The 12,537-nt window shown below is 73.8% G+C and carries 11 protein-coding genes; 9 read left to right on the top strand and 2 right to left on the bottom strand.

Annotated elements, in window-relative coordinates; all coding sequences use genetic code 11:
• The first annotated feature begins 51 nt into the window (after nt 1–51).
• From SCWH03_RS03200 to SCWH03_RS03190, 3 genes are all read left to right on the top strand, one after another.
• Nucleotides 52–1,269 carry an MFS transporter gene (locus SCWH03_RS03200; protein WP_173261502.1) on the top strand — a complete coding sequence of 406 codons (1,218 nt, stop codon included), beginning with the start codon at nt 52–54 and terminating at the stop codon, nt 1,267–1,269.
• Between the two features lie 97 nt (nt 1,270–1,366).
• A complete protein-coding gene (locus tag SCWH03_RS03195) occupies nt 1,367–2,119 on the top strand; it encodes an amidohydrolase family protein (protein ID WP_173261500.1) in 753 nt (250 codons plus the stop codon).
• Nucleotides 2,120–2,438: 319 nt separating this feature from the next.
• Complete coding sequence (locus tag SCWH03_RS03190; RefSeq protein ID WP_254076529.1) at nt 2,439–3,740, top strand: ferredoxin reductase family protein; 1,302 nt, start codon at nt 2,439–2,441, stop codon at nt 3,738–3,740.
• 132 nt (nt 3,741–3,872) lie between these two features.
• Here the strand turns inward: SCWH03_RS03190 and SCWH03_RS03185 are convergent, their stop codons facing one another.
• Complete coding sequence (locus tag SCWH03_RS03185) at nt 3,873–4,499, bottom strand: TetR/AcrR family transcriptional regulator (RefSeq protein ID WP_254076528.1); 627 nt, start codon at nt 4,497–4,499, stop codon at nt 3,873–3,875.
• 63 nt (nt 4,500–4,562) lie between these two features.
• Between SCWH03_RS03185 and SCWH03_RS03180 the strand changes: the two genes are divergently transcribed.
• Both SCWH03_RS03180 and SCWH03_RS03175 read left to right on the top strand, forming a co-directional pair.
• Nucleotides 4,563–5,603: a saccharopine dehydrogenase NADP-binding domain-containing protein gene (locus SCWH03_RS03180; RefSeq protein ID WP_308788855.1), complete on the top strand. Its 1,041-nt coding sequence runs from the start codon at nt 4,563–4,565 to the stop codon at nt 5,601–5,603.
• Between the two features lie 378 nt (nt 5,604–5,981).
• Entirely contained in the window at nt 5,982–6,608 is a 627-nt protein-coding gene (locus tag SCWH03_RS03175; protein WP_173261496.1) for a TetR family transcriptional regulator, read from the top strand.
• Between the two features lie 423 nt (nt 6,609–7,031).
• Here SCWH03_RS03175 and SCWH03_RS03170 read toward each other — a convergent pair whose 3' ends face one another.
• On the bottom strand, nt 7,032–7,901 hold the full coding sequence (locus SCWH03_RS03170) for an SDR family NAD(P)-dependent oxidoreductase (RefSeq protein ID WP_173261494.1): 870 nt from the start codon (nt 7,899–7,901) through the stop codon (nt 7,032–7,034).
• Nucleotides 7,902–8,142: 241 nt separating this feature from the next.
• Here SCWH03_RS03170 and SCWH03_RS03165 point away from each other — a divergent pair, with 241 nt between their 5' ends.
• The 4 genes from SCWH03_RS03165 (at nt 8,143) to SCWH03_RS03150 (ending at nt 12,441) form a co-directional block, all read left to right on the top strand.
• Complete coding sequence (locus SCWH03_RS03165; RefSeq protein ID WP_173261492.1) at nt 8,143–8,715, top strand: YbhB/YbcL family Raf kinase inhibitor-like protein; 573 nt, start codon at nt 8,143–8,145, stop codon at nt 8,713–8,715.
• Nucleotides 8,716–8,950: 235 nt separating this feature from the next.
• Nucleotides 8,951–10,315, top strand: a complete 1,365-nt coding sequence (locus SCWH03_RS03160; protein ID WP_173261491.1) for an endonuclease domain-containing protein — start codon at nt 8,951–8,953, stop codon at nt 10,313–10,315.
• A 797-nt stretch (nt 10,316–11,112) separates the two neighbouring features.
• Nucleotides 11,113–11,808, top strand: coding sequence for a type 1 glutamine amidotransferase domain-containing protein (locus SCWH03_RS03155; RefSeq protein ID WP_173261489.1), 696 nt, complete (start codon nt 11,113–11,115; stop codon nt 11,806–11,808).
• 3 nt (nt 11,809–11,811) lie between these two features.
• Nucleotides 11,812–12,441 (top strand): TetR/AcrR family transcriptional regulator, encoded by a 630-nt coding sequence (locus SCWH03_RS03150; protein WP_173261487.1) that lies wholly within the window; start codon nt 11,812–11,814, stop codon nt 12,439–12,441.
• Nucleotides 12,442–12,537 lie beyond the last annotated feature (96 nt).

Raw genomic sequence — 12,537 nt, 5'->3', positions numbered from 1 at the left:
CGAGGCACTACAGTCGCAGCTCGCCGCCCGCGGAGGAGGGGTTGCAGATCGGTGAAACGGGGACGTCGCCCCGACTGCGGTTCGGGGTTCCGGCTGCTCTGGGCCTCCGTGGTCGTCTCGGGCCTCGGCAGCGGTATGCGCTATGTGGCGCTGCCCCTGCTCGCCGCCGACCTCACAGCGGACCCCCGCAAGGTCTCCCTGGTGTTCCTCGCCGGCCAGCTGCCCTGGCCGCTCGTCATGCTGTCGGCCGGGGTGCTCGCCGACCGGGTCGACCGGCGCCGTCTGATGTACGTCGTGAACGCGGTCCGTGCCGCGGTGGCCGGGGCGCTGGCCACCGCCGTCGCCCTGGGGGACGCGACGCTCCTCCTCCTCATGGCGGTCGCCGCCACGCTGGACCTCGCCCAGCGGTTCTACCTCGGAGCCTGGGCCGGGATCGTGCCCGCGATCGTGCCGCCCCCCGCACGGGACCGTGGCAACGCCGCGCTCAAGGGCGGGGCCGTGGCGGCCGGGCTGGTGGTCGGCAACCCGGTGGGCGCGGCGCTGTACGACGTGCACCCGGCGCTGCCGTTCACCTTCGATGCGTCGTCCTACGTGGTCGCGGCCGTCCTGATCGCCCTCCTCAGGGGGAGTTTCCGGCCGGAGCGGGTGGCCGGTCCCCGTGCTCCGGCCGGCCTCCGCCGGCAGGCGGCCGCCGGGTTCGGCCTGCTGTGGAAACTGCCGCTGCTGCGCCGGATCGTCCTCCTGGCCGTGCTCTTCAACTTCGTCGGGGCGGCGCAGCTCGCGGTCGGTGTGCTGTTCGTCAGGCACACCCTGGGGCTGAGCCCCACCGTCTACGGGGCCCTGGCGGCGGCGTTCGGGGTGGGCAGTCTGCTGGCGTCCCTGCTGGAGGGGCGGTTGGTCTTCCTCCTGGGCAGGGGGCGAGTCCTCTACGCGGCCCTGGTCGCGGCCGCTGCCGCCGCTCTCGGCGTCGGGTTGTCGGACTCCGGTTGGGAGGCGGGGTGCTTCGCCGCTGTCTACGGCGCGTCGATGACCCTCTGGGCGGTCACCGTGACGACGGTACGCCAGGACCGCGTGCCCTTGGAGTACATGGGGCGGGTGACCATGACGCACAGGACCATCGTGCGCGCCGCGGCCACCGTGGGAGCGGCCGCCGGAGGGCTCACCGCCCATGTGTCCGGTGTTCGCTCGGTCTTCCAGATCGGATCCGCCCTGCTGCTCGCCGGGGTGCTCGCGGGTGGGCGGGGGCTCCTCAGGGACTCCTCCTCGTGAGGGCTCGCCGGCTCGCCCGCCCGGACCACCGGGCGCCGGGTGCGCTGCTCGAAGCGGCTCCCGGCTCCCGGCCGGGACCCCAGGACCGGGAGGCGTGATGACCGGCACCGGCCCGTTCTTCGACGCACACTTCCATGTGATCGACAGCCGCTTCCCGCTGATCGAGCGGGACGGCTACCTGCCCGGCGACTTCACGGTGCGGCAGTACCGGGAACGCACCGCCGCACTGGACGTCGCCGGCGGCGCGGTCGTCTCGGGGTCGTTCCAGGGTTGCGACCAGACCTGGCTGCCGGACGCGCTGTCGCAGCTGGGACCCGGTTTCGTCGGCGTCACCCAGATCCCGCCCGACCTCCCCGACGAGGAGATCGCCCTGCTCGCCGAACGGGGTGTGCGCGGGGTCCGTTTCAACCTGCGCCGTGGTGGCTCCGCCGGAGTCGAGCACCTGGACGCCCTGGCGCGCCGCATCCACGACGTGGCCGGCATGCACATCGAACTCTACGCCGACGCCCGCGACCTGCCCGAGCTCGCAGGGGTCCTGGCCGCACTGCCGGCCGTCAGCGTCGACCACCTGGGCCTGCACGCGGCCGGCCTGCCGCACCTGCTGGCGCTCGTCGAACGCGGTGTCCGGGTGAAGGCCACCGGTTTCGGCCGGGTCGAACTCGACGTCCCCCGGGCGCTCCGCGCCGTGCTGGACGTCGACCCGACCGCTCTGATGGCCGGCACCGACCTGCCTTCCACCCGGGCCCGGCGCCCCTTCGCCGAGCGGGACCTCGAACTCGTGGCGGAGGCGGCGGGAGAGCACCTGCATCGCGTCATGTACGGCAACGCGGCGGCCTTCTACCGGGTGTGAGGGGGCATGCGGCCTTCTCGCACCCCGCATGGCGCCGACCCGGAATGTGCGAGCAGGGGCGCGCGACACCCGGTGTGCCGGAAGTCGTGTGCGAGCACCCGAGGGCGTTGTAGAACCCCCTCGGGGGGTGGAGCGTCGGGAGTACCGTGGACGCGACCGGGCCCGGTGCCGTGGAGCCGGCAGGGTTCCACCACGGGGCAAGGCCAGGGCCCCGGGCCGAGGTACCGGGGGCGGGGACCGGGACGAGGCGGCGCGGCGACGGAGGGGAGAGGCAGTGGTGGGGGATTCGGCGAAGGGGCATCGGGTCCGGCGGGGCAGCGTGGCTCCGCGTGTCGCGGGGCAGTGGGCGCTGTGGACGTTCGCCGTCGTCAACGTGGTGGTCGTCGAGGCGCTGTTCCTCACCGCCGGTCCAGGCAAGAACGGGACTCTCACGGTCGCCAGGTTCTTCGGCCTGCACGCCGCGTTGCTGATGCTGCTTCAGCTGCTGCTGGTGGCACGGCTGCCGTGGCTGGACCGCCGCATCGGCATGGACCGGTTGACGCGGTGGCACCGGTGGGTCGGCTTCACCCTGCTGTGGACCCTTCTCACCCATGCCGTGCTGGTGGTGCTCGGATACGCGAGGCTCGACGGCGCGTCGATGCCGGAGACCTTCCTCGCTTTGGGCGGGGTGCCGGCCTCCCTGCTGGGCATGCTCGCCGCGGCCGTCGTCGTCCTGGTCGCCGCGGTCTCCACCGGATATCTGCGCCGACGGCTGCGGTACGAGACCTGGCACGCCCTCCATCTGCTGCTGTACCTGGCCGTAGGGCTGTCGTTCGCCCACCAGCTGCTGGAGACCACGACCTTCGGCGCGTCCGGGTCCGCCCTGGCCTACTGGTGGGCACTGTGGTCGTCCGCCTTCGGCGCTCTGGTGTGGGGGCGGCTCGTGGTGCCGGTGTGGCGCAACTCCTACCACCGGTTCCGGGTCGCGGCCGTGGTGCCCGAGTCGGACGCGGTGGTGTCGGTGTACGTCACGGGACGCCATCTGGACCGGCTCCCCGCCCGGGCCGGCCAGTTCTGCGTCTGGCGCTTCCCCGGGCACCACCACTGGTGGTCGGCGAACCCGTTCTCGCTCTCGGCGGCGCCCGACGGGCGGTCCCTGCGGCTGACGGCGAGAGCGGCCGGCACGACCAGTGCGGGCCTGCGGCATCTCGCCGTCGGGACCCGGGTCTTCATGGAAGGACCGTACGGGGCGTTCACCTCGCTGCACCGGACACGTCCGGGCGCCCTGCTGATCGCGGGCGGCGTGGGGATCACACCTGTCCGGGCCCTGCTGGAGGAGCACACATCCGGCGATGTCGTGGTGCTCTACCGGGTGCGCAGCGCCGAGGACGCCGTACTGATCGGCGAGGTGCGGGAACTGCTCGGCGCCCGCGGCGGCCGGCTGCATCTGCTCACCGGCCGGACCGCCGAGGGGGCGGGGCCCTTCGAGCCGGACGGCCTCCGGGCCCTGGTCACCGACATCACCGAGCGCGATGTGTACGTCTGCGGGCCGCCGGCCATGACCTCGGCGGTGCTCGGCGCGCTGCGGACGCTGAGGGTTCCCGGCCGGCAGGTGCACGCCGAGAAGTTCAGCCTGGCCTGACGCCCCGTCCGGCACCGGCTGCGGGAGGTCCGCCGTGGCGCGTCCGCGCGCAGCGCGCGGACGCAAGGCGGCGGCCCCGCGCTCCGGCACCCGCGGCATGGCGCCGTACCGCGCTGTGCCGCGCCGTACCGCTCAGGGAAGGAGCTGGCACGCCAGGGCGTCCGAGGCCCATCGCTCCCAGCGTGCGGGTGACCACCCGCGTTCGGTGACCAGGAGCGCCCAGGTCTCCGGGCCGAGGACGGCCATGGCGATGTCGGCGGCCGCCCGGGCGTCGTGACCGTCGCGGAGTCGGCCGCCGGTCTTGGTCGTCAGGGCCTGGGCGAAACGCAGTTGGACGGCGTGGCGCTGGTTCAGGGAGGTGCGCCAGAGTGCGGCGAGCTCGGGGTCGGCGGCGGCGGCGCCGCGCACCACCTCGAGGACGGGCGCCGCGCGCTCCAGGATGCGGCGGGCACCGGCCGCCTGGTGGACGAGCTGGGTGGCCGGATCGGGCTCCGCGAGAAGTTCGCGGACCCAGGGGCGGTCGAGTGTCGCGACCGGGTCGCTGTCGCCCGCCACCATGGTGTCCAGGACCTCCTTCAGCACGGCCCGCTTGTTCCCGAAGGTGAAGTAGACGGTCTGCACGCCGACTTCGGCGGCACGGGCGATGTCCTCGACGGTGGTGCCCACCCAGCCGCGTTCGGTGAAGAGCCGGGCGGCGGCGTCGAGCATCCTGCGGCGGGTGCGTCGGGTCTTCTCCGCGCGGGTCAGGGGTGCGGGCACCGGGTTCGCCTCCTCGCTTGGTCCATTTTGACTGTAGTAAGACTACAGTGTATTCATTGGAGTATGACTACAGTGAGAATGGGTGGCGGGACCGGGCGGATTCTTGTCGCCGGGGGGTACGGAGCGGTCGGAGCCGGGGTGAGCCGGACGTTGGCCCAGTGGTTCCCCGGACGGGTGGTGCCCGGCGGGCGGGACGGGGCCCGGGCGCGGCGGCTGGGCGGTGTCCGGCTCGACGTCGGAGACCCGGACCACTTCCGCTCGGTGCTGGACGAGTTGAAGGACGTGGCGGCGGTGGTGCTGTGCGTCGAGCCCGGGGACGCCGCGGTCGCGCGCCTGTGCCTGGAGCGCGGTGTCCATGTGGTGGACATCGGAGCGACGCCTCGGCTGCTCGGCGCCGTGGAGGACCTGCAGCCTCTCGCGGCCGCGGCGGGTGCCGCGGCCGTGCTCAGCGTCGGCGTGGCCCCCGGGCTGACCAACCTGCTTGCCCACCGCGCCCACGAGGCGGTCGGGGGCGCCGAGCGGCTGGATCTCACCGTGCTCCTGGGCTCCGGGGAGCACCACGGTGCGGACGCGGTGCGCTGGGTCGTCGCCGGACTGGGTGAACCGGCCCCGGCGCCGGCGTGCAGGGCGGTGCTGCCGGGCTACGGGAAGCGGACCGTCCACCCGTTCCCGTTCTCCGATCAGTACACCCTGCGCCGCACGCTCGGCGTCCCGCAAGCGGCGACCCGGCTGTGCCTGGACTCCCGGACGATGACGGGCGCGCTCTTCGCGCTGCGCCGCACCGGACTGCTGCGCGGGGGCCGGCGTCCGGGCCTGCGGCGGCTGCTGACCGGGGCCTTCGGCCGGGTGCGGGTCGGGGGTGACGGCTTCGCGGTGCGGGTCGATGCCTACCGCGGCGACCGGCATGCCGTACGCGCCCTCGTCGGGCGGGGACAGAGCCGTGCGACCGGTCTGATGGCCGCGTACACGGCCCGCGAACTGCTCACCGGCCGTGTCCCGGCGGGCGTCCACCACATCGAGCAACTTCCCGCGCTGGCCGGTCTGCCCGAGCGGCTCGCCGCGCACGGCGGTGCCGTCCAGCCGGTCACCGGGGCCGCGCGGTGAGCGGTCCCTGGCAGGGCGGCGACTGCGCCGCGGTCGGCGACGCCTCGGCCCGTGCCGCGGATGGGACGGTCGCCCGGGTGCCGGCGGGGCCCGGTGTCGCCTCGGGCCCCACCGCACGCCGCCTGCTCGATGCCGGAACCGGTCCGGTGGCGCTCGCCGCGGCGCGGGCGGGAGTGCGCGTCGGGTGGCGCGTGACCGGGCGCAGCCGGCCTGGAGCGCGCCCGGCCACCCGCCCGCAGCGCCGGGCGCGCGCCGCCGGCGCCGCGGAGGCGGGAGGCGACGGAGTGGCAGCCGCCCACGGATCCCGCGCGGAAGAGGTTCACCTATGGGCATTGATGTTGTATTCGGAATGAGGTTTGATATGTGGTACTAAGTGCCATGGAGTCGAATGCCGAACGGGAGGCGGGACGCCCGGTGAGTGGAGCACCGCGTACGAACACGAGGGACATCGCTCGGCAGGCCGTGCGCGCCGAGTTGGCCGAGGTGGCCTTCGGTCTGTTCCGGCGGCAGGGCTTCGACAATGTCACGGTGAACGACCTGGCCGCTGCGGCTGGGGTGTCCCGCAGCACGTTCCTGCGCTACTTCGGGACCAAGGAGGACGCGGTCCTGAGCGCCTTCGATGCACATGGCGAGCGGATCGCCGCGGCCCTGCGGGCCCGCCCGGCCGCCGAGGGCGACTGGAGCGCGCTGCGGTCCGCGATGGACGCGGTCGTCGAGCCCTACCGCCGGGATCCGGAGAGGGCGCTGGCGCTGGCCCGCCTTGTGCGGGAGACTCCCGCCCTGTGTGCAAGGCAGTTGGAGAGGCAGCGCGCGTGGCACCCGTTGCTGGAGCAGGCCCTCGCCGAGCGGGCGGGTCCTTCCGGGGCCTCGGTCCTCGCGCTGTCGGTGAAAGCCGCCGCGGCGCTGGACTGCCTGAACATGGCCGTCGACCACTGGACCGCGTCGGACGGCGCTCTCGATCTCATCGCCCTGCTCGACGAGGCCTTCGCGGCCCTCTCGCCGTGACCGGCGTCGCCCGGCTGGTGCTCGGTGGCCACGCCCGGGAAGCGCCCGGCCCGCCCGTGCGCAGCGGTTGACGGCTTCGGCCGCGCCCACCTCGCCCTCCCCGGACAGACCGCGCCGGGGGGCGATGTCCGGGGAGCCGGTGGTCACCGCCGTTATCGCGAACCGCCCGCGACCGGTCGCGGGCGGTTCGCGATAACGGCGCGCGGGGGGTGGGGGGCGGTTCCGCCGATGTGCCGGAGGCGGGGGCTCCCTGCGGGGGGCGACCGGTTCGGCCACGGGCGGTGACCGGCCCTGGCGGAGGCCGGCGGTGTACTGGAAGTGGGCGGTGGGACGGCCGCCGAGGTGCCGGAAAGGACTTCGGCCCGGCGTCGCAGGACGCCGGGCCGACTTCGGCGGGCAGTGTGTGCCTCGGACCGTTCTTCCTCACCCGGGGGCGGTGGCCGCAAGACCGGTCAGCTGTGCCGAGCGGTCCCACAGGCGCTGGGCGAACGCGAGGTCGGTGGCCTGCGGGTTGCGGGGCTCTTCGCGATCGAGGCGGTCGAAGTAGGCGCCGTCGACCGCGGCGGCGTCCGGCGTGCCGGCGAGGCGGAGCAGCGGCTCGGCGCCCTGCTCCGGTGTGGCCATCATGCTCTTGACCAGGCGTGAACCCATGAACGCGCGCATCATGGTGCTGTCCCGGGCGACGTCGCTGGCGATGGAGCCGGGGTGGAAGGCCGAGGCGGTCACCCCCGTGCCCTGGCCCCTGCGGGCGAGTTCCCGGGTGAAGACGACGGTGGCGAGCTTGGCGGCCGCGTACGTCTCCCGCCAGCGGTAGCGGCCGCGCGTACGGTCGAGGTCGTCCAGCTCCAGGCGGCCCTTGCGGTACTCCACGCTGGCGGTGTTCACCACCCGGGAGCCGTTCGGTGCCTCCGTGAGGCGGTCCAGCAGCAGGTTGGTCAGCAGGAACGGTGCCAGGTGGTTGACCTGGAAGGTCAGCTCGTGGCCGTCGGCGCTCTCCTTGCGGCTGGTGAAGAATCCCCCCGCGTTGTTGGCCAGGACGTCGATCCGCGGGTAGCGGGTCAGGAGCTCCCCGGCCAGGCGGCGCACGTCGTCCAGCCGCCCGAAGTCCACGAGGTGGGCCTCGGCGCCGATCTCCGCGGCGACGGCGCCGGTCTTCTGGTGCGACCGGCCGACGACGGCGACCGTCGCCCCGAGCGCGGCGAAGCGCCGGGCCGCCGCGGCGCCGATCCCCGAACTCGCGCCGGTGACGACCACTGTGCGGCCGGTGAAGTCGGCCCTGCTGCTGTCGCTCATCGTGAACTCCTCAGGAAGCTTCCTCGCGCGCCGCATCCCCCATCGATGCAATCGCGATCCGGCGTTGAATATGTATTTCAGATGTGGAACTGAGTGTCAGTCTAGATATAGTGAGTCACGGATGCAAGCGATGGCCGCCGGCGGTCCGGGACGCACCCCGGACCGGCCGCGTGCCGGACCAGCCCGCGCCCCGCCCCGCATCCGGCGACACGCACGCACCAACGGAGAAAGGGACGACGACATGCTGACTCTCGGAACGCTCCTGAAGAACAAGCGCGCCGGCGAAACACACCTGGCCTGGCACCACCCCAACCTGTCCGGACCCGACACACTCGACCTGCGCAGCGCCGACTTCCCGCACGGCCACGCGATCCCCGCCGTCCACACCGGCCCGCGCGCAGGAGGACGGAACCTCTCCCCGGCCCTCGCCTGGACCGGCACCCCCCAGGGGGCAGCCCAGCTCCTCCTGGTCGTCGAAGACCCCGACGCCCCCACCAGCAGGCCGTTCGTCCACTGTCTGGCCCTGATCTCCCCCGCACGGCGGGAACTGGCTGCGGGGGCCCTGAACGCGGACACCGCCGCCGAGGGCGTCCGGGTGCTGCGCTCCGGCATGGGCCGCGGCTACCTCGGCCCTCAGCCCCCCAAAGGGCACGGCGAACACCGCTACGCCTTCCAGCTGTTCGCGCTGCGCACCGCCGTCATCTCGGTCCCCGGCCGGCCGGACCTGGAGGCGTCCCGCCCGCGGGACGTGCTCGACGCGGTGGGCGGCCCCGCTCTCGCGCGCGGCCGCCTCGACGGCGTCTACTCCCGCTGACCCTTCCCCTCTTGCGGGGGAACCGCGCCACGCCGGGAACGCGGTCCCCCGACGGCGCCGCCGTCGGGGGACCGCGTGGTGCAGGCGGGGAAGAACCGGACGGCGCCGGTGCCGGAGGGCCCGGAGTGCCGGTGGCAGAGCCCCGAAGATGCCGGTGCCCGAACGACACGGACCGTGCCCGGGTGCGTCCGCCGCCGACTGTCGAAATGCCGGTGCCCCTCGCTAGCCTGTCGGTATGTCAAAGCGTGTCATCCCGGGCTGTGCGGGCGGTCTGATCACCTTGGGCGACGCCGATACTCTGTGGGCCGGCCTGACGACCGGCAGCGCCGTGCCGACGGCTCCCGCAGCGCTCACCTCCTCTCCTGCCGATGCCAGGGTGGGGTACGTCCTGCTGGGCGCCCGTGCGGTGGCGACGGTGCAGACCGACGGCGGGCGGTGGAACGTCCCGGAGGCCGAGGTGCGCCGGGCGGCAGCGGCGCTCAACGCGGTGGAGGTGGACCGACGGGACCTGGTCCGCGTCGGCTCCTTCCGTCCCTTCCGCGGCGCACCGAGGCAGGAGTGCGTACAGGGGCCGCCGCTGCGATGGCGCCGTCAGATCACCGGGGAACCGCGGCAGTCGGGCGCCCCTGAGCAGACAGCGCGGTCTGAGGGGGTTCGGCCGTGCCATCTGGCGGGCATCGACTGGCGGCGGGTACTCGTCGTGCGGACCCGCGGCGGCACGGAGCAGACGTGGTGGCTGCCGCGTGCCGTGGTCAGGCTGCTGGACGCGGCCGAGCACACCGAAGCGCGGTGGCCGCGGGCCGCGCGAACCCGCCGGGAGGGCTCCGCGCCCGCCGAGCCGCCCTCCCGTCACCTGCGGCTGCCGGCTGCCGGCGGCCGTCAGATCACCGGGGAACCGCGGCACCCGATCGCCCCACCGCGTGCGTACCACGGGGAACTGCAGGGCCATGTCTACTCGGTACTCAGCAGGAGACCCGGAATCTCCCGCAAGGTGGCCGGCTGGATGTGCGCCCTCTGCCGCACCGCGCCCGCCTCCGTACTCGACCACTGCCACGAGCACGGCTACGTGCGCGCCCCCGTCTGTCACTCCTGCAACGCACAAGAGCGGCCCGACCGCCTTTACGACAACGACATCCGCGTGGCCGACCACTACACCCCCCTCTTCCACACCCGCGCCGCCGACTGGCTCCGCCACTGGCACCGCTGCCCCGGCTGCCGCGCCCGCACCACCCTTCCGCTGCCGCACCTCGCCGCCTGGACCGCCCGCATATCCTGCGGACCACTGCGCCCGACCCATCGGGCCCCCCAGGGCTCTCGCGCCCGCAAGCCCTGCGGCGTACTGCGCGTGTCCTGGACGGGCAGCCAGAACGCGCCCCGCTCCTGCCTGCTCACCGTCTCCGTCGACTTCTGCCCTTCCGGTGAGCACCGTGTCCTGGCGCGCATCCCCTACCGCGAGGCCGTCGAGCGGTTCGGTGCCTGGCTGGCCGAGACCGCCCCGGCCGTGGCCGCCGCCGCCGGGCCGGACAGCCTGGACGGCCTCCCCACCCGGTTCCGGCCGGTCATCGCGGACAGCGACGGCGAGGGCCAGTCGCTCTTCTGAGTACTGCTCTGACGACAGGGGGCGTCCGCCCCCGGGCTGCTCGCCGACCTTCCGCGCCTGGACGGACGCCGTCGTCGTTCTCGCTGCCGCTGCCGCTGCCGCTGCCGCTGCCGCTGCCGCTGCCGCTGCCGCCCTCGGCCGTCGCCGACGGCAGAGGGGGAGTGGCCCCGCACCCCCGACCGCGTGGGGAACGTCCCCACCCGTCACCTCCCGTCTGCCGCCGGACGGTTCGTCGACCTCGCCCAGGCGGGGCGGCATGGGTGCGGCGGGCTCGGTGGCGCCGCCCGCCCTCGTCGGTGAGGCCGTCGTCTGCGCGGACCCGCGGGCAGGCGGTGTCCTGCCCGCGGGTACGAGGCCCCGGCCGCGCCTCGTACCCGGCCCGCCGGGGCCGTTCCCCGCCAGCGCATGCGGCGAGGCGCCGTTGGCGGGGCGCGGCAGTCCGCGGCTTTTCCGCCGGCCCGTGCGGGCCCCGGTGCTCCGGCGCCCGCACGGCGGACTGTCCGCTCCCGGGGATCACCCGGTGCGGGCGATCCGTCCGAGGCGTTCCCCGTCCACCGTGGCGGTGAGGGCGGTCCCGGCCCGGCGGGGTGGCCCCGTCCGGCCGGAGCGGACGGGCGCGGCCCGGGCAGGGGCCCGGCTCCGGGTGCGTCAGGGCCGGGGCGCCGTCCAGGTGCAGGGCGGCTCTGGCGTTCCGGACCCACGGCGCCTGACGGTCTGACGTTTTGAGCTCAGAGTGTCATTGTGTAAGGTGGAGGCACGACGGATCGCCGAGGTCCGCGTCAGAGGAAGGTTCGATCATGTCGAAGATCCTTTTTGTTGTGAGCGGGGCCCAGTACTGGACCCTCAAGGACGGCTCGAAGCACCCGACCGGCTACTGGGCCGAGGAGGTCGTGGCCCCCTTCGACGAGTTCACGGCCGCAGGGCACGAGATCACCGTCGCCACGCCGGGCGGCGTGATCCCGACCGTGGACCAGCGCAGCCTCACCCCCGAGATGGCGGGTGGGCAGGAGAGTGCCGACAGGTTCCGGCAGCGGCTCGCCGGCATCGCCCAGCTGCAGAACCCGATCCGCATCGAGGACGTCGCCCTGGACGACTACGCGGCCGTCTACTACCCCGGCGGCCACGGCCCGATGGAGGACCTGGCGGTTGACAAGGACTCCGCCCACCTGCTGGTGTCCGCCATGCGGTCGGCCAAGCCGCTGGGCATCGTGTGCCACGGCCCGGCCGCGATGCTCCCCGCCGTCGACGAGCACGGCACCAACGTCTTCACCGGTTTCCGGGTGACCGGCTTCACCAATGTCGAGGAGGAGCAGGCCGGATTCGCCGACAAGGCCGTCTGGCTGCTCCAGGACCGGCTGACCGGGATCGGCGCGCACTTCCAGGAAGGCGACGCCTGGGCGCCGAACGTGGTCGTCGACCGCAACCTGGTCACCGGCCAGAACCCCGCCTCCTCCCTCGACGCCGCGCGGGAACTGTTGAAGAAGCTGGGCTGACGTATGGACGCCGACCGGCTCTCCGAAGTCCTCGATGCCACCTACGCCTGCCTGGTCCGGCACGGAGTACGGCGCACCACGATGGACGACATCGCCTCCGCGATGGGAGTGTCCCGGTCCGCGGTCTACCAATACGTCCGCAACAAAGACGACGCCTTCCGCAAGCTCGCCGAACGCCTCCACACCCAGGCACTCCAGCGCGCCCGGCAGGCAGCAGCCGAGGACGCCCCCGACGCCCACCGCATCCGGGGCGTCCTCGCCGCCAAACACGACCTGGCCCTCCAACTCATCGGCGACTCACCCCACACCGCCGAACTCATGGACGCCAAAGCCCGACTCTTCGCCGAGACCTGCTCCACCTTCACCACCGAGCTACGCACCCTGCTCACCGACCTGTTCACCCAAGCCGGCACCACCGACCCCACACGAGCCACCGAAGCAGCCGACATCTGCCTCGCCCTCGTCATCGGACTCGAAACCGCCCCCGACAGCCGCCGCCTCCTCCCCCGCGCCACGGACGCCCTCATCACCGGCCTCCTCCAGCAGACCGCCCCGCACCCTCCCCCCGAACCGGACGACAAGAACCCCGGACCCGCCGGGAGCGGCGCCCGTCCGCATGCGGCCGCCCACTGACCGGAGCGACCGGCCCGCCACCCACACGCCCGGCCGCGTCGAACGCCCCGCCACGTCGAGACGCACCCTCCGCCGGGTACCGCAGGCCCTGACCCG

Source organism: Streptomyces pacificus, assembly GCF_011766325.1.
Classification (GTDB): Bacteria; Actinomycetota; Actinomycetes; order Streptomycetales; family Streptomycetaceae; genus Streptomyces; species Streptomyces pacificus.
Note: the sequence above shows the minus strand (reverse complement) of the source record. Positions and strands in the feature narration are given on the sequence as shown.